Raw genomic sequence first — 26,260 nt, 5'->3', positions numbered from 1 at the left:
CCATGACCAATATCAATACCAATAAGCCCCTCCACCTCCCCCGCCAGTCTCGTGACGTCGCCGCAACCGACTGGACGGATCAGCAGCGCCCTATCCCGGCAGCGTGGCACGCTTTTGCCAAGCGCAAGGGGTACCGGATCGACCGCCGGATCCGGGACCGGTCTCATGTCGCGCTCGAATGCCTCGCCTGCGGCGCACACACCGCGCATAAGGTCTATACGCTGCGCAGCGCCCAGCCCGCCTGCGGTGGCTGCCAGATGGCACAGCAGCGCGGCAATGCCGCCAAGGCTGGCTTCGTGCTCAAGGTCCGCGATGAGGCACATCGGCACTATGCAATCTACGAACTGCCTTGCGGCCACGAGGCGCGGCTGCAGCGGGGGCGGGTCGCAAAATTGGCGGCGGAAGGACCGGTGCCGGGCCGCGATGGCTATCACTGCGATATCTGTCATCTGGAACAGCTGCAGCAGACCGCCGCGGACTGGGGCTGGCGCGTGATCGGCGCGGATCCGGGCGGCAGCGCCAATTACCGGCTGCTGGAGCATGAGGCCTGCGGGCATCGCCAGCGCGTCGCCACCGCCAATCTGGACACCGGGCGGTTCAATTGCGGCGGCTGCGGCGAATGCTGGTCGGCGGCGCCGAGCGCGCTCTACCTCATGCGCTTCGGGGTGCCGGGGCTGGGCTGGTTCGTCAAGCTTGGCTACAGCCGCAATCCAGGCAGCCGCCTGCGCTATCAGCTGGGACTGCGGCGCGATGTCGAGGCCGAGCTGATCGACGAGGTGCCCATGCCGAGCGGCCAGAGGTGGCGCTGCGGATCGAGAAAGGCCTGCACCGGCAGCTGAAGGCAGACCACCCGGGCAAGGTGATCCCGCGCGCTGAGCTGGAGGGGTGGATCAACGTGACGTCGGAGATCTACGCGGCCGAGGCCGAGCCGATCATCCGGCGCCTGCTGGACGAGGTCGAGAGCCCGCGCTGGCCGCGGCAGGACACAGCCAAGCCCAAGCCCAAACCTCGCCGTCCGCGCCGCTGACGCCCCCTCACCCACTCCACCGTCTTCCAACGCCCAGTACCCCCGCGCCGTTCGGCGCGGGCCCAGCCTCCCTGCCCTCGACGAAAGGATATTGCCATGAGTTCCACATCCCCCACCTGGGCGCCTCTGGCCGCCAAAGCTCTGATCCGCCTGCGCGCCGACTATGCCGAGCTTGCCGCAAACCGGCCCGGCACTGGACGCCGTCCCTGGAAGCCAGAGGAGCCTGCCGCGCGCAAGATGTCTGATCGCAATCCCGAGCCACTCGGCTGGCGCGCCGCAGCGCCGCCCGCGACGCAAATCCCGAGTGACGAGCCAGACGCCGTGCGCGCGGCCGGTGGCGATCCCTTGGCGGTGGAGGGTCAGAGCCGCAATCGCCCGGCCGTCCATGTGCCAACCGCTGATCTGTCGCTGATGCTGCGTCTTTGCGCGACAATCGGCAGCGAAGAGCGCCTCAAAGCCTTTCTGGCGCCGAGCGCCGTGACGTTGATCGAGATCGGCCCAGATACCGGCGGTCTGTCGCCCAGTGCGGTGCGCAGCATGCTCGAGACCGCGATCCTGCCGGACGCGGCGCTGGTCTGGACCGCCGCTTTGCTGAAAGATGCGGATCCGACCGTCGATGGCACCCCAGATCTCTGCGTTGTCGAGATCACAGCCGAGGACCCTGACAAGCTGCGCAACAAGGGCGCCGCGCTGCAAGCCGTGACGCGGGCGCTGGACGCGCCCTATCCCGTCCTGATCCTGGCCGAGACGCTGGCGCAATTGCCAGAGGATCTGCGGCGTGCGCTGCCCGGCGCGCTGCAGCTAGAGCCGCTGTCGCGCGACATCCTGATGGCGATGATCGCAGTAACCCGCAGTGCGACGGAGCGCGGGCGCTGGCGCGGATGCTCCGGGATGGTCTGGGGTCGGATATCGCCCTCGAGGAAATGGCGCGGCTGACCCGCGCCGCCACTGGCCAGAGCGCCGCGGATGTCGACGGCGCCCTGCGCCAGGCGCGCAGCGTTGCGCGCCATGACGGCCGCGCGGTTGCCGCGCGCGACGTCCTCACCGCGCTCAGTCCCGATGCGGAGGAGCACAATCCTGCCCGCGAGCGCCGCATCGCGCTGCATGAATGCGGCCATGCGATTGTCGGCACCTGCCTTGGCCTTGGGAAGATCACGCGCGTGGTCCTGACGTCTCAGGGAGGTCAGGCCTGGATGGCCTATGCCTCCGGCGAGCATCTGCTGGGCGATCTCGAGGCCGAGCTGACCTACTCTCTCGCAGGCCGTGCGGCGGAGCGCCTGATCCTTGGCAATGCCGCAGCTGGCGCAGGCGGCAACGCGATGTCAGATCTCGCCCACGCAACGCAGACCGCCACCGGCATCGACACCCGCATGGGCCTTGGCGCCGAGGGGCTCGTCTGGCTCGATACCTCCTCGGCCGCTTACTTGCGCGTGCCGCAGAACGCCGCCCGCATCCGCGTCCGCCTCGAGGCCGCCGAGGCTCGCGCGATGCGGATGCTTGAAACGCGGAAGCTGCTCCTGACCCGGATGGCGGATGATCTTCTCGAGGTCGGGCTCCTTGAGGGTGCGCGGCTGGAGGCGTGGCTCGCGCGGGTGCGGGAACCAAGCGCGAGGAAAGGTGACGGTATCAACACCGGGTCGACAGTCGGGGCTATGAAGGAGGTCGAAAGCCGCGACGCTTAGAGCGCTTCGTCAGTCGGGTGTGTTCAGGACATCTCAAAGCCGCAGGGCCGGTGGAATGGTGGAAGACTGATGCACCTCAAACTGCAACAGGACGGCCCGCACGGTGATGGCGAGGCCTTAATGGCAAGCGCTTAGTCAAAGCAAACAGACAGATGAACCCTGAACAAAAAAGGCAATCGGAAAGGTAATAGAAAAACTATTTCAAACAGCCGGAGGAGGGTCCAGCAAGCTGCTGGTCGCAGGGGTCGTGAGATGGGCTTGGCCCATTGAATGATCCCGAGAAGGGTCTCGGGGTATCCCTGAGCGAGCGGTCTTGTTGTGGTTCCGGGGCTTGCCGGAATTGCAACAAGACTAGTGAGTAGAGGTCCAGCAATTATCACGAAAACGTTACCCGATTCCATAAATGGATTTTCACGGGTTCCGACGAGACTGGGGACATCAGAATAACCTCGGTGCAACTATGTCCATCCATCCAGATTTTGACAATCCTCAGTCGGCCGCGATCGGATCAACGCCGATCGTCTTGCGGTTTCAGGGGCTCTATCCGAATGATCTCGGGCGCTTTCAAATGCATGACGCCCGCAGAGGAGGGGATCTGTCCCATGTCGATCCGGGCAGCACGGCGCTAAACGAGCACCTCTTCGGCGAAGAGGGCTGGAAGGAGACTCTGCTGGCCGAAGTTGATCAGGCCAAACGGCAGAATATTCACGCGCATGTGGCGGCCCAAATGGCCAAGTCGCGCAAGAAGGAAGCCCGCGGCATTCAGGAACAAGGCCTAGTCGATCCGTGGATGTGCAGAAGCCATGGCCCCCTGCGCGAAGGTATTCTGACAGTAAACAAGAAATGGTTCGGCGGCACCGGCCATGCAGATTGGGACCCAAAACAGGTCGACAGGTTCCGCAGGACCGCCCTGGCATTTCTGCAGCAGCACTTCCCGGGTGGGCAGTTGCGCTATGCCAGCGGTCATGCCGATGAGGAGGCCTATCACATCCATTTCGTTATCGCAGTCTGGCGCGAGCGGATCACCGTTAATCGCGGGCAGCAGATATTGCTGCAGGCCTCCATGAACCCCCTCTTGGGCAACTATGAGTATGCCCAGGATCTGGCCGGAGATTGGTTTGATGCTCTGGGCATCACGCGCGGTGCGCGCCATGCCGAGGCACGCCGGGAGGCAAAACGCAACGAAGAGCCGGTGCCTGCGAAGCGGCGGCATGTCCCACCGTCTGAGTGGAGAGCAGAACAGCAAAAGCTGACACAGGCGGAAGCACAGCAGACATTGGCGGCTGCAAGCCAGACAGCGGAAACGATTGTCGAGGAAGGGCGGACCTTGGCCAAAGCCACGGTCCGGAAATCGCGCAAACGCGCGATCAAGGAGGCGCGCGAGCGCAAGGAAAAAGCCGCGCGCGAGGCGAAGGTCGAGACGGAAGTCGCAGCACGCCAAAGAGATGCGCTGGCCCGAGAGGCGGCGCAGATAAAAGGGGCGGCCGAGGCCGCTGAGCAGGAAAAGAACGATGCCGAAGCCATGCTCGTCCGCGCCGAAGGCAAAGTTTCGGTGGTTATGAAACGCCTACAGTCGGAAACGGATCGACTGCGAGCTTTGAACACAGAGCACGGCATGGAGGTCGAGCGGATCCAAGCACTAAGGGTAGAAAAGTTCGAAGAAGAAGCGGCTCGAGACAGAGCGCGGGAAGAGGTCTCGGCCGCCGTCATGACAAAAGATGAGGTCATGCAGCGAGTTCAGGCGGCGCAGAAGGATTTGGAGCAGCTGCAGGATAGGACTGCGGCCGAAGGGGCAGAGGAGACGGCAGCCAGGGACAGCGCCAAGTTCGCGAAAGACCAGAACGCGGCTGAGGAACTGATCTTGGAGGCGACGAAAAGGAAACGGGAGGAGGAAGAGGCGAAGTTGAAGGCTGCGAAGGTAGAGGTCAAAGCAGCTGAAACTGCGGCAGCAGATGTCGAGCGCACCGCTGATGCCGTTGCAGATGCGATCGAATTGATAGCGGACGGAGTGTTTCAGTCGAATGGCGATCCGGGGAGCGCACCAAAACTCGGCTGGGGTTTCGGTGCGCCTCAGGGGAAGGATGAGCGCGCAGGCATTCTTGATCGAGTACGGTTGGCCGGGCCCTTTATCGGGCGGCTAGCACAGATGGTGAAAGAAGCGGTACAGGCTGTCTTGGCGACCGAACGGGCGGAATTGGCCAAAGAGGCGGCCTTCGTCGCCGGACTACGCGCTGACTGGGACGCCGATCAAAAGGCGCGGCTGGATGGGCTGAGCAATATGTATGGGCCCGACTGATGGGAGTACTGTCTGCTCACCGGTGGGAGAGCTGATCTAAATTCCTCTCCAAGAGGCGGTTTTCACGGGGTCGACAATATCTACCTTCAAAGTTTCCGAGCGGACAGTTTCGCCAATCGCGAGTCTTCCGGATTTTTGCCATAGTTTTCCACAGGTTTGACGGCCAACCACGGTTTTAGGAGGCGAAATGATGATGCGGTTTGCGGTATCTTATCCCCAGCCCGGTCCCAGTGACCTCACATCGAAACGCATAAAGAACGCCCTCGCTTTTAACAGCTTGCGGCGCACGGAGACGGCACGCCATGGCGCGCAAGCGGAAGACATATACGCAAAAGGAGGGCGTCCGGCAGGGCGACGCCCGACCCGATGCGCATGCTTCCGGGCCTTCCGGACTTGCCAGCCAGCCCGACAGCCCCCATCCTGCGCTCATCGCTCTCGTAAAACTTATGGCACGTCAGGCTGCCCGCGAGGCGGACTTGACACAGGACTGCGACACGCTCCGCAAGACTGATTAGGAGGGATTGAAATGCTGCAAACCGTACGCAAGACACGCACTGTTATCTATGCTCGGTTCTCGTCGGACATGCAGACCGCAGCGTCCATCGACGACCAGATCCGAGTTTGCACCGCCCTCGCGAGCTCGCTCGATCTCACCGTGGTCCAGATCTACCGCGATGACGCAATTAGCGGTGCCACCGATATGCGCCCCGGATTTCAGGGGGTGATGCAAGCGGCGATGTCCGGAAAGATTGACGTGGTCGTCGCGGAATCTCTCGATCGCCTCAGTCGTGATCTCGAGCACATTTCCGGCTTCTACAAGCGGATGCAGTACCTCGGGGTCGAGATTGTCACCAAGGCCGAAGGCACCATCACCAATTATCACATTGGGATTGGTGGCATGATGAACGAGCTTTTCCTCAAGAACCTGGCGCAGAAAACCCATCGCGGGTTGGAGGGCCGCGTCAGGAACGGCAAATCCGCAGGCGGCAAGAGCTATGGCTATGGTATCCTGCGGTCCCCGCTGCCCAATGGCACCTTCACCACAGGAGATCTGGTGATTAACGAGGTCGAGGCAGACATCACCCGGAGGATCTTCTCGGACTATGCGGCAGGCCAGAGTGCTCGCCGCATCGTCACCGCGCTGAACGAGGAAGGCATCCCTGCCCCGCGCGCCAAAACATGGTCATTCTCGACGATCTCGGGAAACTGGAAGCGCGGCACCGGTATCCTGAACAATGATCTCTATATCGGCGAGCGGATCTGGAACCGGCAGCGCTTCGTGAAATGCCCGCAAACCGGCAAACGCCAGGCGCTGCCCAATCCGCCCGAGGCCTGGGTCCGCGAGACCGTGCCGGATTTGCAGATCATCCATCAGGATCTCTGGGACCAGGTGAAGGCACGTCAAGGCGCCACGCGAAAGGAGATCCTCACCGCGCGCGACGAAGACAACGGCCCGCAGGCTCATAAGGCCCGCCGCCCCCGCTACCTGCTGTCGGGAACCGTGGAATGCAGTGACTGCGGCGCAGGCTACATTATGATCAGCGCCGACCGGATGGGCTGCTCAGCAGCCCGCAATCGCGGCACGTGCGACAACCGTAAAACCATCAGGCGGATTGATCTCGAAGAGCGGGTCTTAAATGGAATGCGCCAACGGCTGATGACTCCGGAAATGATCACAACCTTTGTTGAGACTTATCAGGAAGAGACCCGTAAAGGAAAATGCGACGCCAAAGCAGCGCGGGTAAAGACAGAACACGACCTGCGTGCCGCCACCCGCGAGATCGACAATATCGTCGAAGCCATCGCCAAAGGCATGTTCCAAGCGAGCATGAAAGCCAAGATGGATGCGCTGGAGGCCCGTAAGGCCGAACTGGAAGGAGCCCTCGCTACTCTGCCCGAGGAAGACACGGTCCTCCTCCATCCTGGCCTCGCGGATCTATTCCGCAAGAAAGTGGAAGACCTCGTCACCAGTCTGAATGATCCGGGGATCAAAACGGAAGCAGGGGAACTGTTGCGCAGCCTGATCGAGAAGATCATTCTGACACCGGCTGATGACGCTCCGAACGGGCATCTGATCTCGCTTCAGGGCGAGCTCGCCGGGATTTTGTCGTTTTGCGACAAAGACATAGGCACAAATGCCAACGCCCGTAGCAGGGCTACGGGCGTTAGGCAAGTAACGATGGTTGCGGGAGTAGGATTTGAACCTGCGACCTTCAGGTTATGAGCCTGATTAGCTGTTTCAGAAAAAACATTTTTTAGCCCAGACCTGAGACGTAGATTGCAGTGTAGATCGGATTACTGATGCTACTGCTATGGCACTGATAAAGAACTACTTTCTTACTTGACAATACTCCCGCCGGAGGCCCAGAAAATTCTCCGAATTTTCTCAGACCCGCGCGAAATCTGCGTCGTTCGTCAGGCTGGGTATCCGCGCTGCCGTTTGGGTTACCATATCCAGATCAATCCGTGCCGCCACCACGCCCGGTCCCTCGCCGCCATCGGCCAGAACGGTGCCCCACGGGTCGACAATCAGCGAATGGCCATATGTCTCGCCCCCGCCCGGTATCGGGCCAGTCATCGCGGCCGAGACGACAAAACGCGTCGTTTCGATCGCGCGGGCACGCGTCAGCACATGCCAATGCGCGGCGCCAGTCTTGGCAGTAAAGGCCGCTGGACAGGCCAATATCTCGGCCCCGCCCTGCGCCAGACTGCGAAATAAGTGCGCAAAACGCAGGTCATAGCAAATCGTGTGGCCTATCCGCGCAAGCGGCGTGTCGTGGATCACGGCGCACTTACCTGGATCGACCCGGTCGCTTTCGCGGTAGGTCTCATCCTTGGACAGCTGGATATCGAACAAGTGGATTTTGTCGTAGCGCCCGGCGATCTCGCCCTGAGGCGTCAGCATAAAACCCCTGTTGATGATACGCCCGTCCGGGCCATCCACTGCGATGGACCCGACATTGATCCAAACGTTTTTCTCAGCTGCAAACGCCTGCATTGCGGCCAGAAAAGGGTGGTCGCCCTCTGGCGCCGACGGCGGCGCGACGGCTGGTCCGTCCGAGCAGAGGCCGCCGCAATATTCGGGCAGAAATAGCATTTGCGCGCCGCCGGTTACGGCCTCGTTCGCCAGCGGTAACACCTCGCTTAGCGCCGCGTCCATACTAGGCATCGGACGCAACTGCAGGCAGGCAATATCAAGAGGGCGCGGCATGGGCAGGCTCCTTATGAGAACCTGCCCAGCCTAAGCCGACGCTGCCTCCAAGGGCAACCCAGCGCGCAACCCGGCAGGTATCAGATCACTACGACATCCAGCGGCGGAAAGCCGTTGAAGCCAACGGACGAATAACTGCTGGTGTAGGCGCCGCAGTGGCGGATCACCACACGGTCGCCGCAGGCCAGCGCGGCGGGCAGCATAACAGGGCGCTGCTCATAAAGGATGTCGGCACTGTCGCAGGACGGCCCGGCTAGAATGCACGCGCCCGTTTCGCCGCCGTCATGCGGCGTCTCGATCCGGTAGCGGATCGCCTCGCCCATCGTCTCGGCCAGCCCAGAGAACATGCCGATATCCAAGTACACCCAGCGGTGCAGGTCATCGGGCGATTTACGTGACACCAGCAGCACCTCGGCCACGATATGGCCCGCCTCAGCCACCAGGCCACGGCCCGGCTCGGCCATGACATAGGGCACATCGCCAAACCGCTCGGCCACGGCTTCCATAACGGCGGCTGCGTAGCTGCCCGCGTCCATGATGTCTTCCTCGTAGGTAGCGGGGAAACCGCCGCCCAGATTCAGTACGCGCAGGTCATGCCCAGCGGCGCGTCCCGCAGCCCACAACTCGGCGACTTGGTCCAGCACGGGGTTCCAGAATTCAGGGCGGCGCGTCTGGCTGCCGACGTGGAATGACAGGCCCGCTACATCGACGCCCTGCTGCTTGGCATAGTCCATCAGACCCGCCAGCGCGGAGCGGGCGCAGCCAAACTTGCGGCTAAGCGGCCAGTCGGCGGAGGAGTTCTCGACGATGACGCGCAGATAGACTTGGGCGCCGGGCGCGTGGGCGCGCAGCTTGTCGATCTCGGCCTCGCTGTCGGCGGCGAACAGCGTGACGCCATGCGCGTGGGCATAGGCGATATCAGCAGGCTTCTTGATGGTGTTGCCAAAGGAGATGTCAGATCCAGAGGCACCTTGCGCCAAGCACAGCTCAATCTCGCCCCGGCTGGCGGCGTCAAAGCGCGCGCCCTTCTGCACCAAAAGGCGAATGATCTCGGGCGCCGGATTAGCCTTCACAGCGTAGTGGATACGGGCATCGCCCAGACCGCCTACCAACGCGTCATACTGCGCAGCAACGCGTGCACGGCTAACAACCAGCGTGGGCCGGTCGAACGTACGCGACGCGATAAACGCAGCGGCCGGATCAGAAAGGAAATCTGCGCTGGACAGAGAAGTATTTTCGACACGCAGGGTGCCGGGGATCATGGCTGTCATGGGTCATCTCCAAAAGGATAGCCCCGGTCAAATCCGGGGGATCGGCAGTCAGAGACGTTACCGTCGCTACATGAACCGGAGGTCAGTCAGGAAAGGCTGACCGGCCAGAGGCGCGTGCGTTGGCGTCTTGAACTCGCCATTTAAACGCATCAAGGATTCTGGCAAGCCCTAAATACCCCTCAGGCAAAAAAAAATCCCGGCATGCGATTTTGCAGCCGGGATATTGTCCTGTCTGTAAGACGCGCTTTTCAGTCCTTCGCGTCCTTGTCCTTCGCGTCATCATCCTCGGCGTCCTCGCTGCTTGCGGGCACCTTGAACAGGCTGTCTGCGTCGTATTGCTTTTCGGTGACCTCAGGATCGGCCTCGCCCAGCGTGAACGTCTCTAGGCCCTCGATGGCGGTCGGCATCTTGTGATCATCGTCACTACCCAGGCTCTGCTCGGTGCTCAGCAGCTTGCGGCGGTCGTCATCGCTCATCGCGGCGCCGTCCTTGGCCTTCTTGGCGGCGGCTTTTTGCACAGCGGCGTCCAGCTCGGACTGCTTGCAAAGGCCCAGCGCGACGGGGTCGATAGGCTGGATGTTCGAGATATTCCAGTGCGTGCGCTCGCGGATCGCCTGAATTGTCGGCTTGGTCGTGCCCACCAGCTTGGAGATTTGGGCATCGGCCAGCTCGGGATGAAACTTGACCAGCCACAGGATCGACGCGGGCCGGTCCTGGCGCTTGGACAGGGGGGTATAACGCGGGCCGCGGCGCTTTTCCTCGCCATCGGCGGCGGCGTTGTGCTTTAGCTTCAGCTTGTGCGCTGGATTCTTTTCGGCGTCGTCGATCTCGTCTTGGGTCAGCTGATTGTTAGCAACCGGATCAAAGCCTTTTACGCCTGTGGCCACGTCGCCGTCGGCGATGCCTTGCACTTCCAGCTCGTGCATTTCAACGAAATCCGCGATCTGCTTGAAGCTGAGCGTTGTGTTGTCCACCAACCAGACGGCGGTGGCCTTGGCCATAAGTGGTTTTGCCATTTTAATCTCCTACAACGTAACGGGTCCGAACATGCCTCCCTTGTCTCCTGTCTCCAGGAGGCTTCGGTTTGGTCCGAAGCGGGTCGCCATTGTCGGGAAACTTGGCCCCTCGTATAGTGCCCTCCATGCCATTTGGAAAGACCGAAATATGCGCGCCCTTTTGATCCAACTGGTGGCCTGCGCCATGACCTGCACTGCCGCGTGGGCAGATGGAGAGAAGGCCGGCGCCTTTGACTACTACGTCCTGTCTCTCAGTTGGACACCCACATGGTGCGCGACCACCGGCGACGCGCGCGAGGCGCCCGAATGCGAGGATACCGCAGATGCGGGCTGGACGCTGCATGGCCTCTGGCCGCAATATCATCGCGGCTGGCCCAGTTTCTGCCCCACTGCGCAGCGCCCGCCCTCCCGCGCGATGACGGACGCAATGACTGATATCATGGGCAGCGGTGGTCTGGCATGGTACCAATGGAAGAAACATGGCCGCTGCACCGGCCTTAGCGCGCCTGCCTACTATGCGCTGTCCCGCGAGGCGTATGGGCGCATCGCCCGGCCGGATGTTTTTGCCAAGCTCACTCGCCCCGTGACATTGCCCGCCCGCGTGGTCGAGGCGGCATTTCTCAAAGCGAACCCTTCGCTAAAGCCAGATATGGTGACGATCACCTGCCGTGCGGGCCGCATAGCGGAAGCGCGGATATGCCTCTCACGCGGGCTAGACCCTGTGCCATGCGGACAGGACGCCGTGCGCGATTGCCGGATGACCGATGCGCTGCTGGATCCCGTTCGCTAGGTAGCATACGCCCGGAACAGCCCAGAAAACCCGAGGCCGGGTGCACGGGGGCGGTGCTGCAACAGTGTCCAGCACAAGGTGCACGAAGTCGCCCAATGCGCGATCATGCCGCCCAATGCACAGGGTGCTTTATGCCGCCTCGAAGGCAAGTATCGCTGCCTCAGGCGCGCTTAGGCTGCGGCGGGCAAATGCGCCATATTTCTCAGGCTCCGACGCCATCGACGGGAATTGCGCCAGCAAGCGCAGGCGGTCAGCCTCGCCCAGCGTCGATAATGCTGCGCTGGCAGGGTGAAAACTCTCGGTTTCCACGCCGTTGGCCCACAATATGTGATGGCGCGGCAGCAGCAGGTGAATATACGTCACCTCGCGCACCGTCAGATCCACTCGAATACTGCCGGAGTTGACCAAATCCTTGGCCGCGATCAGCACCTCAGGTGTGTTGAATAGTGCGCGGGCCACGTCGCCCTGCACCAGCATCCGGTGCTCTGGCGAGACCAGCAGTTCCTCGTCGGGTCTAGTGCCGCCCAGCGCGCCCGCGCGTATGCGGATCGGGCGCAGTTTCGGCATGGCAAAGAGGCGCGCGCCAGTCATGCGGCGGCTGCCGATCCATTGGATTTCCTCGGCGCCGTTGTCCTTGGTCTGCACGCGATCGCCCTCGCGCAGTTCCTCAACCAGCTTGGCGCCGTCCGGCGTCTCGATCCGGGTGCCGGGGGTAAAGCATATTACGCCGCCTGTCGCGGGCGCACCCGATGCAATCTGTGCACCCTCAAGCGTGTGATGTACCACCCACATTTCGGTATTCTGCGGCGGCAACGCGTCGATGAACATCAACAGCGGCGGTGCGCCGCCCCCCAGTTCAATCACACTGACGGTAAAACTTTGTGCGCCGTTGGTGACAACAAAGCTGCTGTCGGGCAGTGTATCGTCCAGCTCCACCGCGCTTAGATCGCGCGTCCCTGTCACAGCTGCTCCGACCAGACGCCGCACCATGCGCGCGGCGCTCTTGCGATTAACCCCATATCCGTCCGTATTTTCCAGTCGCAGCAATTCTGGCGGCCCATCGACGCGCACGGGCGATCCGTGCCAACGCCATGTTGCGCCGACTGTTAACTGCTCGATCGCGTCCGGCACAAAGCCGTCCACTTCCGTCTGCGACCAGGAAATGACGAACGTGCCTCGAAAGCCCGTTCCCATATCCGTTATCCTGCCTCGATATTCTTTTTATTATTGCAAGCAGGTTAGCAGCCGAAGCTCATCCTGGATAGCCGCGTCAAGGAAAAGCTGTCAAAATTCGATATGTAGTCGCACAGATCCCACAATCTGCCCTTCGGGCTGGCCCTTGAACTCGCGATCCAGCCACGTCAGGCCATAAAATGCACGGTGTCCAGCGCGAGAGCTGTAATGCACACCGGCGCGTACGCGGTTGCGCGCATCGCTCAGGCGATAGCCGCCGCTAGAGGGCAGATAGGCGCTATCCTCAACATAGGCCGTATCGGCGCCCACCACGAAGGCATAGCCCGACAGATCATTCTGCACCGTGCGATAGCGCTGGCCAGTAACCGGATCGCGCACCAGTAGCTCGCCCGCCAGCGCACCGCCAAACGTAAAATCAGCGCCCACACGCACCAGCGTTTCAACGCCCGCGCGTGCTTCGGCAAAGGGGCGCAGCGTCGCCGCGCCGCCCAGTGTTAGGGTGCGTCCCATCTCGGCCACCGCCGTTGGGTATACGTGATTGCCGATCTGGCGCCTGCGCGTGGCGCCGCCAACACCCTGCCCGCCCAGATTGTCGTGGATAAAGTCCTGCAGCCCGTCCAGCCCCGTCTGCGGCCCGGTAAAGACCAGATCGCCGCCAAGCGATACCTCGCTGCCGAGCGCTGCGTAGTGCGTGTGTAGCCCCAACGCGACCGATCCGGCATAACGCCTGTCACCGGGTGCGGGATTGTTCAGATCGCGCGGCGCAATTATCTGAGCGTTAAACCGCAGTTCCAGAAGTCGGCCAAAGCCAGTCGGCAGCGAGCCATCCCATTCGGGCCCCCAGATACGGCTGGACGCGACCGATCCCGTGCGCCAGCGGTCGTGCCCGTCGCCGATATAGTCATTGGTGATCAATCGGCCGTAGCCCAGCCTGACCCGCGGTTCATCGGCCACGGCAGCCTCCCCCATCAGAAGAAGGGCAAGCGCAAGGCTAGCGAAGGCGATCAGACGCATAATGGTATCCTATATCAGTGTGGCCGTTCGGAACGTGCCGTTTGCAGGCCGACGGTGCCGCAGACCAGACCAAGCAGCATAATTTCGTCGACGCAGTGCATAATCTTGGAGCGCGTCGTCATTTTGGCATCACGCGGACGGCCCGAGGCGGCGCATCCAGAGTTGCAGCTCGTGATCAGTCTCGCCGGGCTCGTCCGTATCTTTCCACGCAAAGCGCGCGATGGCACCGGGCAGCGGTGCATACCCACGTCCGCGCCAGAACGCATCCAGCGCGCGGTAGCCATCCGGGCGCAAGGGGTGGCCCTCGGGGCGCAGAACACTGCAAAAGACTGATGTATCCCGGCCTAATTCCCGTGCATGATCCTCGCGCGCGTCAAAGAATGCGTGACCGATCCCGCGCCCGCGATACTCTGGCAGCAGAACGGATTCGGCGCAGTAGAATGTACTCTCCGCATCCAGCCCCTGCCCCGCCAACGCGGTAGCGAAATCATCAGCGTGATCCTCCATCGGCGTGCCAGTCGCTGCACCCACCAGCCGCGCGCCGTCAAAGGCGCCAACAAGGATCGCGCCCTTGCTGTCGCGGTAGCGCTGCAAATAGCGCCGCTCATAATCCGCGTCGCCATCATAGAGGTAAGGATAGCTGCGAAAAACCTCGATCCGCAGACGTGCCACATCGTCCAGCGCCGCCTCTAGCGCCGCGCCGCGCAGCGTGCGGACACAGGCGCCAAGAAGCGCCATCGCCCGTCAGCCACTGACCTGATTGCGCCAATCGGCGAGGTTATAATAAGTCGTGATGCGCGTGATTAACCCGCCATCAATGGTAAAAAACGTCCCGGCTGGCAGCTTGTAGGTCTGCCCGTCGGCCTCAGGCAGCCCATCGTCGGTTTTGAGGTAGGTGCCGTTGACGACATACTCAGCCGCGCCGCGCTTGCCATCTTCGGTCATGAAAAGCGTCATGTTCGTCAGCTCTTCGCGGTAGCATTCGGTCATATGGTCGCAAAAGTCGCGGAACATATCCTTGCCCCGGCGCATGCCGCCCTCGTTGACATGATGCGCAATGTCATCGGACAAGCATGCCAGCATGCCCTCGGTATCGCCAATATTAAAGGCGTCAAAATAATGCTTGATAATCATGTCTCGTCCCTCCTTGGGTCGCCCCAGCGTTCTATCATATGGCTCAGGATCTGGTCACGCGATTGGCGATATGCGGCCAGCTTAGCAGCTCGCGTCTCCCCTAGGCCGGTTGGATCCATAATCGGCCAGTACACCACATCGAGATGGAATACCCGCGTCAGATCCAAGGCGCGGCGCTGGCTCGCAGGGCTCAGCGCGATCACCAAGTCAAACGATCCCAGATCGTCGCCCCATTGCGCCATTTCGTCAAAACTGCGGGTGCGATGGCGGGCCAATTCTACCCCGATTTCGGCGCAGACAGCGATGGAAAAGCCGTCGATATCTTGCTCGCTTTTGACCCCAGCCGATTGAACATAGGTGCCTGCGCCATAGAGCTTCTTCATCATGCCCTCGGCCATGGGCGAGCGGACGGCGTTATAGTCGCAGCAAAACAAGACTGATTGAGGAAGGTCCGCCACCATCCGCCTATCCGCCGAAATGAAGCACGCAGATCAGCGTGAAGAGTCGGCGGGCGGTGTCGCTGTCGATATCGGCCTTTCCCTCCAGCCGCTCTTCCAGGATGCGCGCACCCTCGTTGTGAATACCGCGCCGGGCCATATCGATTGTCTCAATCTGGCTGGGGGGCATATTTTTAACGGCGTCGAAATAGCTCTCGCAAATGGCGTAGTAGTCCTTGACCACTTGGCGAAACGGACTGAGTGACAGGTGAAATTCAGCAGCCAGCGCTTCGGCCTCGGTGTTGACGGTGAAGACCAGCCGCTTTTCGCGGATCGACAGGCCAACGCGGTACGGGCCACTAGGCACCTCGCGCCCGTCACGGGCAGGCAGGCCAAATGTGTTATCCTCCATCAGGTCAAACATTGCGACTTTGCGCTCTTGCTCGATCTCAGGCGTGGGGGCAGGCAGGTTTGCGTCGTCTAGTTCGATATGGCTGATGCGGCTCATGAGCAGTCTTTCGCGCGGGGTACGTTGCAATAGCAGTAACGCCGGGGCGCAGATGGGGCAATGCCTGCTAACCGTTCAGCTTGTCCAGACGGGCGCGCACGGACAGGCCGTGCGCCTCAAGACTCTCGGATTTAGCCAGCGTTTCTGCAGCAGGGCCAACCGCGCGCAGCGCGTCGGGCGTCATGCGGGCCAGCGTCGTGCGCTTGAGAAAGTCCAGCACGCCGAGGCCGGATGAGAACCGCGCCGAGCGTGCCGTGGGCAGCACATGGTTCGGCCCGCCGACATAGTCGCCAATTGCCTCGGGCGTCCACTGGCCGAGGAAGATCGCGCCGGCATGGGTAATGTGCGCGCTTAGCGCGTCCACGTCTGCCACGCACAACTCCAGATGCTCGGGCGCGATGCGGTTGCTTAGCTGCGCGGCGACATCCAGATCCGGCACGGTAATTATCGCACCAAAGTCGCGCCAACTGGCCCCCGCAATAGCGCGCCTTGCCAAGGTTTGCAGGCGGGCATCAATGGCGTCTGCGACTCTACGACCAAAGGCAGCATCCGTCGTGATCAGGATCGACTGCGCACTCTCGTCGTGCTCGGCCTGGCTGAGCATATCGAGGGCAATCCAATCGGGGTCATTGTCACCATCGGCAATGACCAAGATTTCGGACGGCCCAGCGATCATGTCAATGCCGACCTTGCCGAAAACGCGGCGTTTGGCAGCGGCCACGTAGGCGTTGCCGGGGCCGGTGATCTTGTCCACCGGGGCAACTGTCTGAGTGCCATAGGCCAGCGCGGCGATAGCCTGCGCGCCGCCGATGCGGTAAATCTCATCAACGCCTGCGATCTGCGCCGCGGCCAGGACCGCTGGGTTCAGCGTGCCGTCCGGCGTAGGCACAACCATCGCGAGGCGCGCGACACCAGCCACCTTGGCCGGGACCGCGTTCATCAAAACAGAGCTGGGATAGGTCGCGATCCCGCCCGGCACATAGAGGCCAGCAGCATCCACAGCCGTCCAGCGCCAGCCAAGGGTCGCGCCGCTGTCATCCGTCCAGCTATCATCCTGCGGCATCTGGCGCTGGTGATATGCGCGGATGCGGGATGCGGCCAGCTCCAACGCTGCGCGCACGTCCGGGGTCACGCGGTCTGCTGCGCCGGCCACCTCATCGGCGGTTAGTCGCATGGTCTGCGGCGTCAGTGCGGCGCGGTCGAACCGCTCTGTCAGCTCGATCACCGCCGCATCGCCGCGCGCGCGCACATCGGCGATAATGGCCGCAACGGCGTCATCGACATCGGGGCTATCCTCACGCTTGGCATTTAGCAGCGCGGTAAACTCGGCCTCGAAATCGGGGCTGGCGTGGTCGAGGAAACGGGGCATTGGCGATCCTTTTTCGCGGCGATCTGGTCGAACTTAGTCGGGATGCTGCGGCGTCTTGCCCGAAGGCGCGATGTAGGGCCGCGTTACATCCTTCAAGGTCGCGTCCAACGCCTCAACTTCCAGCCGGATTGCGCCATCGCCCGCCAGCGTCAGCAGCACATGGCCTGCGCCATCCTCGCCCGGCTCAAACGTGACGCTAAGCAGCGACAGGATCAGATCCGCATCGCTGCGGTCGATCCCCAGGGTGGAGACGCTCAGCACGTCGCCGATGACCAGAAGCGATTGCACCCGCTCGGGCGCATGGCGGGTAGCGCCTGCATCCTCCCAGCGGAACCGATTGATAAGCAGCGCAAAGCGGCGCGCGCCCTTTTGCCATTTCATCTCGGTGATGGGGAAAACGGCATCCTGCGCCAGCCCCGACAGCACCTGCAAATCATCGACATCCACTGCGCCCAAATTCAGCGCAGCCTCGCGCGCATCCTCAAACTTGGCGTCGTCGCTTACTGGTTTGCTCATTGGCCTGTTACCCGCTCTATCTTGGCACCGACCGCGCTCAGCTTGTCCTCGACATGTTCGTACCCGCGATCAAGATGATAGACCCGGTTCACAATCGTCTCGCCCTCGGCAGCAAGACCCGCGAGGATCAGTGACACGGACGCACGCAGATCAGTTGCCATAACAGGGGCACCCTTCAACCGCTTGACGCCTTTGACCGTCGCATGACCGCCATGCACATCGATATCGGCGCCCATGCGGATCAGTTCAGGCGCATGCATGAAACGATTTTCAAAGATGTTCTCTTCAAGCGTAGAGGTCCCATCCGCCGTGCACATCAGCGCCATGAATTGCGCCTGCAAGTCAGTCGGAAAGCCGGGGAAAGGCCGGGTCGCCACGTCGACGGCGCGGATATCGCCATTCTTGCGGGCTACGGTCAGGCCCGCGGGCGTTTCGGTGACCGAAATGCCCGCTGCGTCCAATTTTTCGCAGAATGCCGCCACCAGATCGATGCGCCCGCCAAGGCAAGTCACCTCGCCACCGCAAATCGCAGGGGCCAGCATGTATGTACCCAGCTCAATCCGGTCAGTGACGACAGGGTGCGTCGCGCCGTGCAGGCGATCGACGCCCTGAATGGTGATCGTGCCGGTGCCTTCGCCATCTATCTGAGCGCCCATGCGGCGTAGGCACTGGGCCAGATCGACGATCTCGGGCTCGCGCGCGGCGTTCTTTAGAACGGTCGTGCCCTTGGCCAACGTCGCGGCCATCAGGGCGTTTTCAGTTGCCCCCACGGATACGATGGGAAACTCATATGTGCCGCCCTTCAACCCGCCAGGGGCATTTGCGTGAACGTAGCCTTCCTTAAGCTCCAGTTGGGCGCCCATCGCCTCCAGCGCCTTGAGGTGCAGGTCGACAGGGCGCGCGCCAATGGCACAGCCGCCGGGCAACGATACCTCAGCATGGCCAAACCGCGCCAGCAGCGGGCCGAGGACCAAGATCGACGCGCGCATCTTGCGCACGATGTCATAGTCGGCGCGTTGGCTGGTCAGCGCATGGGACGACATGGCGATCACCTGACCGCCCTGAAGCGTCGAAACCTCGGCCCCAAGAGAGCCGAGGAGCGCCGACATGGTGCGAATATCAGAAAGGCGCGGCGCATTGGTCAGCGTCAGCGGCTCATCACTCAGTAATGTTGCAGGCATCAGCGTCAGACACGCATTTTTGGCCCCTGCGATTGGGATATTGCCGCTAAGCGGGCCATTCCCGGTCACTATAATGCTGTCCATTTGCCTCTAGCCTTCCTGCTCGCCGCCCGCTTCGGGGCTGGCCTTGTTGCCTGCGTCGCCGGACTTGCGCACCCGCGCCTGCGCCTTGCGCCGGGCCAGATTGGCCTTAAGCGACTGTTTCAGCCGATCCTCACGGATCTCGGCCTCACTGCGCTGCGGTTTCGGGGTGTCCTTGCCGGTCATGCGATGTCCATACATGAGGCATCCGGGCGGGTCCAGATTAGGCTTGCGCCAAGGGGCATAAGCGTCTAATCAGCGCCCGATTGCTGTGGTAGCTCAGTGGCAGAGCACACCCTTGGTAAGGGTGAGGTCGAGAGTTCAATCCTCTCTCACAGCACCATATTTTCTTGGCAATCTTTGACGCGGCACATCGGTAGCGGCTGTTCGGCAAATTGGCCTGCAACAGGCTTTTTGTTGAACCACAGCCGAAATCAACCCAAAGCTCTTGCCGCCAAAGCGACGCGATGCCGGAGCGAGTTACCCTTTGTCCGGTGGTTTTGCAGCTATGCTGGCGGCAAGAATGGCTTTGGCTATAACGCCTTCTTTAAGGCGCGCCGCAATGCGCATCCACGACACGCTGCACCATCGGCGCGTAATGCGCAAAACCGGGTGTCTCCATATCGGCGTGCTTGCCCGCGTCGTCGAGGTACCGGACCTGCACGATCTCGGCCACATTCGGATTACGTTCGAATTCAGCGATCTCATCTGCGTTCATCGGGCCGCCCTGAAGGTTTAGCGAATGGACCGATGCCGTTGACAGTCGGCCCAGATATTCGGGCTTGGTCGCACATAGATACCGCTTGGCCGCTACATGGTAGCGCACGCAATCGGTGACAATGACCGGAAAGAACGCCTCCAGCACGTCGGCGCCTGCCTCCTCGTGGTGACGGTCATGGGTGTCGTCCGGATGGTATGTGCCGAATTCAGAGGTGAAATGCCCGATATCGTGCAGCAGTGCGGCGACGATAATCCGCTCGGGCATATCAGCTTTTTCGGCCAGCGCCGCGCCTTGCAACATGTGTTCAGCCATGGTCACAGGCTCGCCCAGATACTCTTCGCCGCCGCGCCGCTCAAAGATGTCGGCGAGGAACGGCACGATGGTTTGTGGGGTAAGTTCCTTGATCATTCCGCTGCCTCCTGCTGCGGGGATCGCAGCGCCGCAAGGGTGGAACGGACACCGTCCATATCGGCGTAGCAGCCCTGAAACCAGCGGGTGCCGACGCCGGAATACCCCTTGCGGGCATGCAGAACGCGGGTGTTGTCGACAAGGAAGCTCTCACCCGGATTTAGGCGGAAACTGACCTCCATCGCAGGGTCGTCGATAATCTCGCCCAGACGCCGGTAGGCGGCGTAATAAGTGGGCATCATGTCGAACGGCACATCGGTAATCGCGGCGGCCGAGCGGTTGTTAAAGCGCACAGCTCGCAAGGCGCCATCGGGGTCCAGCTCTATCATCGGGCGGCGCGATTGCAGGCGCACGCCCGCCTCACCGGCATATTCGAACTGCGCGCAGTGCTGGCTAAGGACGTCGAACCACTCGGAGTTCTCATCACGCAGGCGGCGCGCGGCGGCAAAACCATCGACGACCATGTTTTCGCCGCCCGCAGCGGTGGATTCAAGACAATAGAGCACCTGAACCGTCGGCACCGGATCGCGGTACGGGTTATCGGTATGTGCCTGAAGACCCAGCCCGGTATAGGCCAGATTGGTCGGGTTCACCTCCGTACGCACCTCGAACTTGGCGCCATAATTCGTGCGCCGCACATGACCAAAAAGATCGACCACCTTGAACAGCGCGCCATCCTCCACCGGTCCGTTTTCCAGCTTGGCAAAGCCATAGCGTACGATTTGTGCCAGCCAATCACGCCGCGCGCCCGGATCGCGCTGAACGGCGACGAAATCGCCGGTGGGGACATTGACCATCAGGGACGCATTCCACGCTTCGGTCCCGTCTATCAGCCAGCCGGGGGCGCGGACTTCTACTCGGTCGTAGCTATGTGCCATCAGCCAAGCAGGATTATAGGCGATGCTGCGATTTTCGGGCGCAAAGGTAAGGTGCAACTGGCCCTCTGCCATGCGCACGTCGGTAATTTTCACACCCGCATCTATATCTCGCAATGCGATCAAGCGCTGGCCGTTGCCCGGCGCACGCGTTGCGTCGTCCCATGCGTTGTCGCGCAACCAAATGGCGTGAAAGCGGGCGGTCGCCTCGCCCCCTGACAGGGTGACGATATCACCGTCTGGCGACAGATTGGCTTGGAACATGGGGACTACTCCGGGCTGATTAGGCGTGTCATTTGCTTGCCAATGTGCCAGAGGCAGGCATAATCACAACAATCAATATCTATGCCTGAGAGGCGGATTTTCTTATGTCGGAAAGATCGCTGGATGGAATTCCGCTGGACTGGGTGCGCGCCTTTGAAGCGGCAGGCCGGCTAGGCAGCTTTACCGCCGCTGCCGCCGAGACGGGGCTGACGCAGGCCGTGATAAGCCAGCGCATCGCCAATCTGGAGGCGCGGCTGGGCGCGCGCCTGTTTCAGCGCGGTGCGCGCGGCGTCACCCTGACGGTGGGGGGCGAGGCGTGGCTGCCCCATGCCAGCGAGGCACTAACGCTGCTGCAGCAAAGCGCGCATGACATATTCGGCACGCGCGCGCAGCGGCTGACGATCTGCGCCAGTGCGACGGTGACGCGGCAGTGGCTGATGCCGCGCCTAGGGCAGCTGGCGGGACGCGAGCGGCTGCATCTGTCCTTTGTGACGTTGGTGGTGGAGGCCGATCAGGAGCCGGACCGCAGCAACGCGGTGGTGCGATACGGCGCGGGCGACTGGCCGGGCCTTCGTGCCGCGCGCCTGTTCCCCGAGGAACTGGCGCCGGTTGCAGCGCCCGGCCTCGATCCTGCCGCCCTGCCCCGTATCGCTGTCACCGGCCCGCGGGCGGGCTGGTCCGAGTGGTCGGGCGGGCTGGACCTGGAAGTAAGCCCTGACGCAACGCTGCGGGTAGACACAATGGGCGCGGCACTGGCGGCTGCCGAGGCGGGCGCTGGCGCCGTCCTTGCGTCCCTGCCTCTGTGCCGCGAGGAGTTAAGGGCTGGGCGTCTAGTCCGGATTGGCACACGCAGCCTGTCGCCTGCGTCCAGCTATTGGGTAACTGCGCGGGCGCAGGATATCTCGCAACGGCGCTGGGATGCGCTCACTGCAGCGTTTTGTGAGGGCTGAGGCGCATTTTCAGACGGAAATGAGCTTACTCACCCAGCCCGAGCGCCCGTTTCTGATCGTTCGCCCATTTCAGGATCGTCAAATCGAAAGTCAGCGCCATTAGAGAGACGCAAATACCAAGGACGAAGTTCTTGCCCATGTCAGTGCCTGCGAGCGTGCGCTGCAGCTCCTGCCCCAGATCCTGCGTGCCAATAAAGGCCGCAATAATGACCATGAAGAACGCGAACATGATCGCCTGATTAAAGCCTACGGCCATCGTCGGAAGCGCCAGCGGCAGCTGCACCTTCCACAGCTTTTGCATACGCGTCGCGCCCGACATATCGGCGGCCTCAAGCATCTCTAGCGGGACAGTGCGGAGCCCCTCGATGGTGTAGCGCGTCAGCGGCACCATCGCAAAGATCAGTATCGAGAAGATCACCGCGACGTCGGTGATACCAAACAGCATGATTGCCGGGATCAAATAGATGAAGCTGGGAAAGGTTTGCGCCGTATCGCAGGCCAGCAAAACGCGTGTGGACCACTTGTCGCTGCGCGCCGCGATGATGCCCAGCGGCAGACCAAAGAGCATCGCCACCGCCACCGCCGAGATCACCGAATAGAGCGTGATGACCGAACGATCCCACCAACCCGACAGCGCGACGAGGCTGAAAAAGAGAGCCGCCAGAAGTGCCTGACGCCGCCCGCCTAGCCACAAAGCGAAGGCCGAGACGAAAAGGATCAGTGCAGGCGTGGGGATACTTAGCAAGAAGTTGCGGAACGGGATCAGCACTTTGACGTTCAGGAAATACCGGATGCTGCTGGTGATCGCGTTAACCCAGTCCAGCGCCAGAAAACCCTTCATCAGATCGTCAATTTCACTGCCTTTGCTAAAGTTCTGCTTTCGCCCGATATCGGTCGCGACCTCAACGAACTGGCCCAGGATGCAGAAGAAAACGAATGCGGCCAGTCCGACCAACAGCAGAATGTGCCGCTTCCACCACGGGGTGCCACGCTCGAAATGTTCGGGCTGCTTGATAGCCCAAGCCTTGGACATGCGGTCCAGCATGATGGCGATAAGTACGATGGTTACGCCGATCTCGAACGAGCGTCCCAGCTTGAAACTGCCCATCATCGCGAGCAGTTTTGCGCCAAGGCCGGGCATTCCAATGAATGCGGTCAGAACGACCATGGCGAGGCTCAGCATGATGACTTGGTTAACGCCCACCAGTATCTCGGTCCGGGCGGACGGCAGATAGACATGGCGTAGCAACTGCCAGCGGCTGCAGCCACTCATGTGACCGGCCTCAACCACCTCTTCGGGCACCTTTTGCAGGCCAAGCGTCGTCATCAGGACCATCGGCGGTATGGCATAGATCGTGGTGGCAACCGCGCCGGCCGTCGGCCCGACCTTGAAGAAGATGACGGCTGGCAACAGGTAGGTGAAAAATGGCAACGTTTGCAGCACCGACAGCACGGGCTTTATCACCCGGTCGACCCACGCGTATCTCCATGCGGCGATGCCTAGCGTCAGTCCGATGATGAACGCCAGTGGCGCCGCAACGACCAGCACCGAGGCGGTCTGCATTGCGATTGTCCACTGGCCTATCAGGGCGGTCCAGACAAACACGCCCCCGCCTAACAGCGCCATGCGCCAGCCGCCAAGGTAGTAGCCGACAACAGCGGCGACGGCGGCGATAGCAGTCCATGGGATCGGCCCGAGGAACGGCCAGCGGCGCTGCCCAAAGAAGAGGTTGGCTGTAATGTCCAGCACCCATTCCAGCCCCGATGTCAGGAACCTGGTGAATGCCAAAAGGCCAAGATCGTCCTTGACGAAATTGAATACCGCATCCAGCCACGTGGCAAATGGCGGTATCCACGCCTCAGGCAAGCGGTGCAGCACCGAAGGTAACAGGCCGGAATATTGCATTATCATCAAAAGGATAGCCGCCCCGACCAGCAGCAGCGCGGTGCGCGGGCGCGTGAACGTGCGCTCTGTGCCTGCATCGGTGGTGACCGCTACCATCAGTTTGACCCCACGAGGATTCCCAGCGCGTCAGTGCGGCGGAACGCACCGATCACCTTGCCTTCGCGCGTCACCGGGATCGCCTCGCGCGTGTCCTGCACCAGCAGTTGCGCCATCTTGTGTACGGTCCTGTCGGCATCAACAGGCTCGCCCGTTCCGGTGATATCCGGTTTGGCCAGAACGCTGGCATGAACAACGCGGGATTTGTCGATATCTTCGGTGAACTTGCGCACATATTCGGTGGCGGGGTGCAGAACGATCTGATCGGGGGTGTCGCACTGCTGCACGGCGCCATCCTTCATGATCGCTATGCGGTCAGCGAGGCGGAGCGCCTCGTCAAAGTCATGGGTGATAAAAACGATCGTTTTAGACAGCATCTCCTGAAGGCGCAGAAATTCGTCCTGCATCTCGCGCCGGATCAGAGGGTCCAACGCACCAAATGGCTCGTCCAGAAACCAGATATCCGGCTCGATTGCGAGGCTCCGCGCGATGCCGACGCGTTGTTGTTGGCCGCCAGATAACTCGCGCGGGAAATAATCCTCGCGGCCCTCCAGCCCAACCAGCTTGATGACCTCCATCGCGCGCTCGCGCCGCTGGTGGCGGTCCTGCCCGCGCATTTCCAGCGGAAAGGCGACGTTTTCCAGCACGGTGCGGTGCGGCAGCAGGCCAAACGACTGAAACACCATGCCCATCTTGGACCGGCGCAGCTCAATCAGCTCTTTCTCGGACAGCGACATGACGTCCTGCCCCTCGACGGTGATCGTGCCGCCAGTGATGTCATGCAACCGCGAGAAGCAACGCACCAAGGTCGATTTACCAGACCCCGACAGCCCCATTATCACCAGCATTTCGCCGCGATGCACATCAATGCTGACATCTTTGACGCCGGCAATATAGCCATCCGCGCGGATTTCCTCGTAACCGCGCCCGGCAGGCATGGTGGCAAGGTAAGTCTTGGGATCGTGGCCGAATAGCTTCCACACATTTTTGCAAGAGATCACTGGCGTTTGCTGAGTCATAGTCCATCCTGAGGGCAAGACGGCCCCGTCCGATCAAGTCGGGCGGGGCCTGAGAAAAAGGTCAGTTCGAGGCGTGGATCAGTTAATCCAGCCTTGCCAAACGTCCTTGTTCGCGTCCAGCCACTCGGCTGCGGCCTCTTCGGGCTCCATCTCTTCGACGTCGACCAGCTTGGCCATTTGAGCGATTTGAGGGTTGGTGAATGAGATTTTACCGAGCGTCGCGTATGCCGCCGGCCATTTCTCTTCCATTCCGTCCCATGCCGCCTTCTTTAGGTAGCCATCCGCCGGATTGCCGCAATCATAGAGCGCGTCTGGGTTCGGGCCCACGCTGGGGTCTTTGTCGCAGCCTTCCTCCCACGCGGGAAATTCGACGAATTCACCCGGCCACACGGCCTCGGCAAAGTTGGGCGTCCAGTTAAAGACCACGATGGGCTTCTTGTCAGCCTCGGCTGCACCAATTGTGGCCCAGAGGGCGGCCGCGCTACCGGCGTTGATGACGGTAAAGTTCATGTCCAGCGCCTCGACGCGCTCTTTGCCGTGCTTGAGCCAGTCAACGGGACCGTCCAGGTAGCGGCCCTTGTCGCCCGTCTCGACCGTGGCGAACACCTCGGCGCAATCGTTCAGCGCCTCCCAAGCGGGCAGTCCCGGGCAGGCCTCTTTGGTCCACATCGGATACCACCAGTCCTCGCGCGTGACGGCGTCATGATCACCCACATCGACGATGCCGCCCTTTTCCTGCGCGGCGCGGAAGGATGCGCCAAACGCGCCTTCCCACACTTCCATCTCTAGCGTGACATCGCCAAGGCGGATCGATTCGTAGACAGCTTGGCTGTCAGTAGTGACGTATTCGACGTTCGCGCCCTGCTCGCTCAGGATTTGGCCGACGACGTTAGACATAACGATCTGCGATGACCAGTTGTGGATCGGAATGACGATTGGATCGGCGCTGTCCTCGGCCAGCGCGGCCATGGGGGCGCATGCAGTGAGGGCGGCCAGAATGGCCGTTTGGGTTCTTTTCATTGGTAACTCCCAGTTTTGCGGTCTGTATTTGCCGCTTAATTCAGCCCGGCTATGCCAGTGCTGGTCTTACTGATTCACTCTTCCGCGCCACCAAAGGAGGGCAGCGGAACGTGTTGCCATACTCGCACGACTTTCATGTGGGTCAAGTTTTTTTCTCAGGGTGCAGAGGCGTCAGGTGAACCGCGATTAGCGTCCAAATCACTTCTTTGCCCCTTATCGCTAGGAAGATGAGGCATGTTGATAGATATATTCATGGATGTATCAAATTTTATAA

General features: G+C 61.6%; 26 protein-coding genes and 1 tRNA gene. 9 read left to right on the top strand and 18 right to left on the bottom strand.

Annotated features, from left to right (window positions below; genetic code table 11):
- Positions 1-2 precede the first annotated feature (2 nt).
- The 6 genes from MK6180000_RS02065 (at position 3) to MK6180000_RS02040 (ending at position 7,229) form a co-directional block, all read left to right on the top strand.
- Positions 3-839 (top strand): GIY-YIG nuclease family protein, encoded by an 837-nt coding sequence (locus MK6180000_RS02065; RefSeq protein WP_138933226.1) that lies wholly within the window; start codon positions 3-5, stop codon positions 837-839.
- Positions 800-1,027, top strand: coding sequence for a hypothetical protein (locus MK6180000_RS02060; protein WP_138933225.1), 228 nt, complete (start codon positions 800-802; stop codon positions 1,025-1,027). Before MK6180000_RS02065 ends, MK6180000_RS02060 begins: the two co-directional genes overlap by 40 nt.
- A 96-nt stretch (positions 1,028-1,123) precedes the next feature.
- Positions 1,124-1,963: a hypothetical protein gene (locus tag MK6180000_RS02055; RefSeq protein WP_138933224.1), complete on the top strand. Its 840-nt coding sequence runs from the start codon at positions 1,124-1,126 to the stop codon at positions 1,961-1,963.
- Positions 1,909-2,709, top strand: coding sequence for an ATP-dependent metallopeptidase FtsH/Yme1/Tma family protein (locus MK6180000_RS02050; protein ID WP_138933223.1), 801 nt, complete (start codon positions 1,909-1,911; stop codon positions 2,707-2,709). The genes MK6180000_RS02055 and MK6180000_RS02050 overlap by 55 nt, the downstream gene beginning before the upstream one ends.
- Before the next feature lie 460 nt (positions 2,710-3,169).
- Entirely contained in the window at positions 3,170-5,005 is a 1,836-nt protein-coding gene (locus MK6180000_RS02045; protein ID WP_171054497.1) for a plasmid recombination protein, read from the top strand.
- 526 nt (positions 5,006-5,531) lie between these two features.
- On the top strand, positions 5,532-7,229 hold the full coding sequence (locus MK6180000_RS02040; protein ID WP_138933221.1) for a recombinase family protein: 1,698 nt from the start codon (positions 5,532-5,534) through the stop codon (positions 7,227-7,229).
- A 162-nt stretch (positions 7,230-7,391) separates the two neighbouring features.
- Here the strand turns inward: MK6180000_RS02040 and MK6180000_RS02035 are convergent, their stop codons facing one another.
- From MK6180000_RS02035 to MK6180000_RS02025, 3 genes are all read right to left on the bottom strand, one after another.
- Entirely contained in the window at positions 7,392-8,216 is an 825-nt protein-coding gene (locus MK6180000_RS02035) for a carbon-nitrogen hydrolase family protein (RefSeq protein ID WP_138933220.1), read from the bottom strand.
- Between the two features lie 80 nt (positions 8,217-8,296).
- Complete coding sequence (locus MK6180000_RS02030) at positions 8,297-9,478, bottom strand: type III PLP-dependent enzyme (protein WP_246040586.1); 1,182 nt, start codon at positions 9,476-9,478, stop codon at positions 8,297-8,299.
- A 257-nt stretch (positions 9,479-9,735) separates the two neighbouring features.
- The gene (locus tag MK6180000_RS02025) at positions 9,736-10,503 is read right to left on the bottom strand and encodes a DUF1013 domain-containing protein (RefSeq protein WP_138933218.1); all 768 of its coding nucleotides are present in this window, start codon (positions 10,501-10,503) and stop codon (positions 9,736-9,738) included.
- A gap of 148 nt (positions 10,504-10,651) precedes the next feature.
- On the opposite strand from MK6180000_RS02025, the gene MK6180000_RS02020 reads away from it, so the two are divergent.
- Entirely contained in the window at positions 10,652-11,293 is a 642-nt protein-coding gene (locus MK6180000_RS02020) for a ribonuclease T2 family protein (protein ID WP_138933217.1), read from the top strand.
- A 129-nt stretch (positions 11,294-11,422) separates the two neighbouring features.
- Here MK6180000_RS02020 and MK6180000_RS02015 read toward each other — a convergent pair whose 3' ends face one another.
- From MK6180000_RS02015 to MK6180000_RS01970, 10 genes are all read right to left on the bottom strand, one after another.
- Positions 11,423-12,487, bottom strand: a complete 1,065-nt coding sequence (locus MK6180000_RS02015; protein ID WP_138933216.1) for a Hint domain-containing protein — start codon at positions 12,485-12,487, stop codon at positions 11,423-11,425.
- 90 nt (positions 12,488-12,577) lie between these two features.
- The gene (locus MK6180000_RS02010; RefSeq protein WP_138933215.1) at positions 12,578-13,501 is read right to left on the bottom strand and encodes a lipid A-modifier LpxR family protein; all 924 of its coding nucleotides are present in this window, start codon (positions 13,499-13,501) and stop codon (positions 12,578-12,580) included.
- A 129-nt stretch (positions 13,502-13,630) separates the two neighbouring features.
- Complete coding sequence (locus MK6180000_RS02005; RefSeq protein ID WP_138933214.1) at positions 13,631-14,239, bottom strand: GNAT family N-acetyltransferase; 609 nt, start codon at positions 14,237-14,239, stop codon at positions 13,631-13,633.
- 6 nt (positions 14,240-14,245) lie between these two features.
- Positions 14,246-14,635 carry a ketosteroid isomerase-related protein gene (locus tag MK6180000_RS02000; RefSeq protein WP_138933213.1) on the bottom strand — a complete coding sequence of 130 codons (390 nt, stop codon included), beginning with the start codon at positions 14,633-14,635 and terminating at the stop codon, positions 14,246-14,248.
- The gene (locus MK6180000_RS01995) at positions 14,632-15,096 is read right to left on the bottom strand and encodes an arsenate-mycothiol transferase ArsC (RefSeq protein ID WP_171054496.1); all 465 of its coding nucleotides are present in this window, start codon (positions 15,094-15,096) and stop codon (positions 14,632-14,634) included. Before MK6180000_RS01995 ends, MK6180000_RS02000 begins: the two co-directional genes overlap by 4 nt.
- Before the next feature lie 4 nt (positions 15,097-15,100).
- On the bottom strand, positions 15,101-15,580 hold the full coding sequence (locus MK6180000_RS01990) for a UPF0262 family protein (protein WP_138933212.1): 480 nt from the start codon (positions 15,578-15,580) through the stop codon (positions 15,101-15,103).
- A gap of 67 nt (positions 15,581-15,647) precedes the next feature.
- Positions 15,648-16,949, bottom strand: a complete 1,302-nt coding sequence (gene hisD, locus MK6180000_RS01985) for a histidinol dehydrogenase (RefSeq protein ID WP_138933211.1) — start codon at positions 16,947-16,949, stop codon at positions 15,648-15,650.
- A 33-nt stretch (positions 16,950-16,982) separates the two neighbouring features.
- Positions 16,983-17,465: a DUF2948 family protein gene (locus tag MK6180000_RS01980; RefSeq protein WP_138933210.1), complete on the bottom strand. Its 483-nt coding sequence runs from the start codon at positions 17,463-17,465 to the stop codon at positions 16,983-16,985.
- Entirely contained in the window at positions 17,462-18,730 is a 1,269-nt protein-coding gene (gene murA / locus MK6180000_RS01975) for a UDP-N-acetylglucosamine 1-carboxyvinyltransferase (RefSeq protein WP_138933209.1), read from the bottom strand. The genes MK6180000_RS01980 and murA overlap by 4 nt, the downstream gene beginning before the upstream one ends.
- Positions 18,731-18,736: 6 nt before the next feature.
- Positions 18,737-18,928 (bottom strand): hypothetical protein, encoded by a 192-nt coding sequence (locus MK6180000_RS01970; protein ID WP_138933208.1) that lies wholly within the window; start codon positions 18,926-18,928, stop codon positions 18,737-18,739.
- A 67-nt stretch (positions 18,929-18,995) separates the two neighbouring features.
- Here MK6180000_RS01970 and MK6180000_RS01965 point away from each other — a divergent pair.
- Positions 18,996-19,070, top strand: a tRNA-Thr gene (locus MK6180000_RS01965).
- Positions 19,071-19,274: 204 nt separating this feature from the next.
- Here MK6180000_RS01965 and tmpB read toward each other — a convergent pair.
- Together tmpB and tmpA are read right to left on the bottom strand one after the other, a co-directional pair.
- Complete coding sequence (gene tmpB, locus MK6180000_RS01960; RefSeq protein ID WP_138933207.1) at positions 19,275-19,856, bottom strand: (R)-1-hydroxy-2-trimethylaminoethylphosphonate oxygenase; 582 nt, start codon at positions 19,854-19,856, stop codon at positions 19,275-19,277.
- Positions 19,853-20,995, bottom strand: coding sequence for a 2-trimethylaminoethylphosphonate dioxygenase (gene tmpA / locus MK6180000_RS01955; RefSeq protein WP_138933206.1), 1,143 nt, complete (start codon positions 20,993-20,995; stop codon positions 19,853-19,855). The genes tmpB and tmpA overlap by 4 nt, the downstream gene beginning before the upstream one ends.
- A 104-nt stretch (positions 20,996-21,099) precedes the next feature.
- Here tmpA and MK6180000_RS01950 point away from each other — a divergent pair, with 104 nt between their 5' ends.
- On the top strand, positions 21,100-21,945 hold the full coding sequence (locus MK6180000_RS01950) for a LysR family transcriptional regulator (protein WP_138933205.1): 846 nt from the start codon (positions 21,100-21,102) through the stop codon (positions 21,943-21,945).
- Positions 21,946-21,970: 25 nt separating this feature from the next.
- Here MK6180000_RS01950 and MK6180000_RS01945 read toward each other — a convergent pair whose 3' ends face one another.
- From MK6180000_RS01945 to MK6180000_RS01935, 3 genes are all read right to left on the bottom strand, one after another.
- The gene (locus MK6180000_RS01945) at positions 21,971-23,947 is read right to left on the bottom strand and encodes an ABC transporter permease (protein WP_138933204.1); all 1,977 of its coding nucleotides are present in this window, start codon (positions 23,945-23,947) and stop codon (positions 21,971-21,973) included.
- Entirely contained in the window at positions 23,947-24,966 is a 1,020-nt protein-coding gene (locus MK6180000_RS01940; protein WP_138933203.1) for a quaternary amine ABC transporter ATP-binding protein, read from the bottom strand. The genes MK6180000_RS01945 and MK6180000_RS01940 overlap by 1 nt, the downstream gene beginning before the upstream one ends.
- A gap of 78 nt (positions 24,967-25,044) precedes the next feature.
- A complete protein-coding gene (locus tag MK6180000_RS01935) occupies positions 25,045-25,986 on the bottom strand; it encodes an ABC transporter substrate-binding protein (RefSeq protein ID WP_138933202.1) in 942 nt (313 codons plus the stop codon).
- Between the last annotated feature and the right edge of the window lie 274 nt (positions 25,987-26,260).

The organism is Roseovarius arcticus (assembly GCF_006125015.1).
Lineage (GTDB): Bacteria > Pseudomonadota > Alphaproteobacteria > Rhodobacterales > Rhodobacteraceae > Roseovarius > Roseovarius arcticus.
The sequence above is the reverse complement of the archived record's forward strand: the minus strand, read 5'-3'. Positions and strand labels throughout refer to the sequence as shown.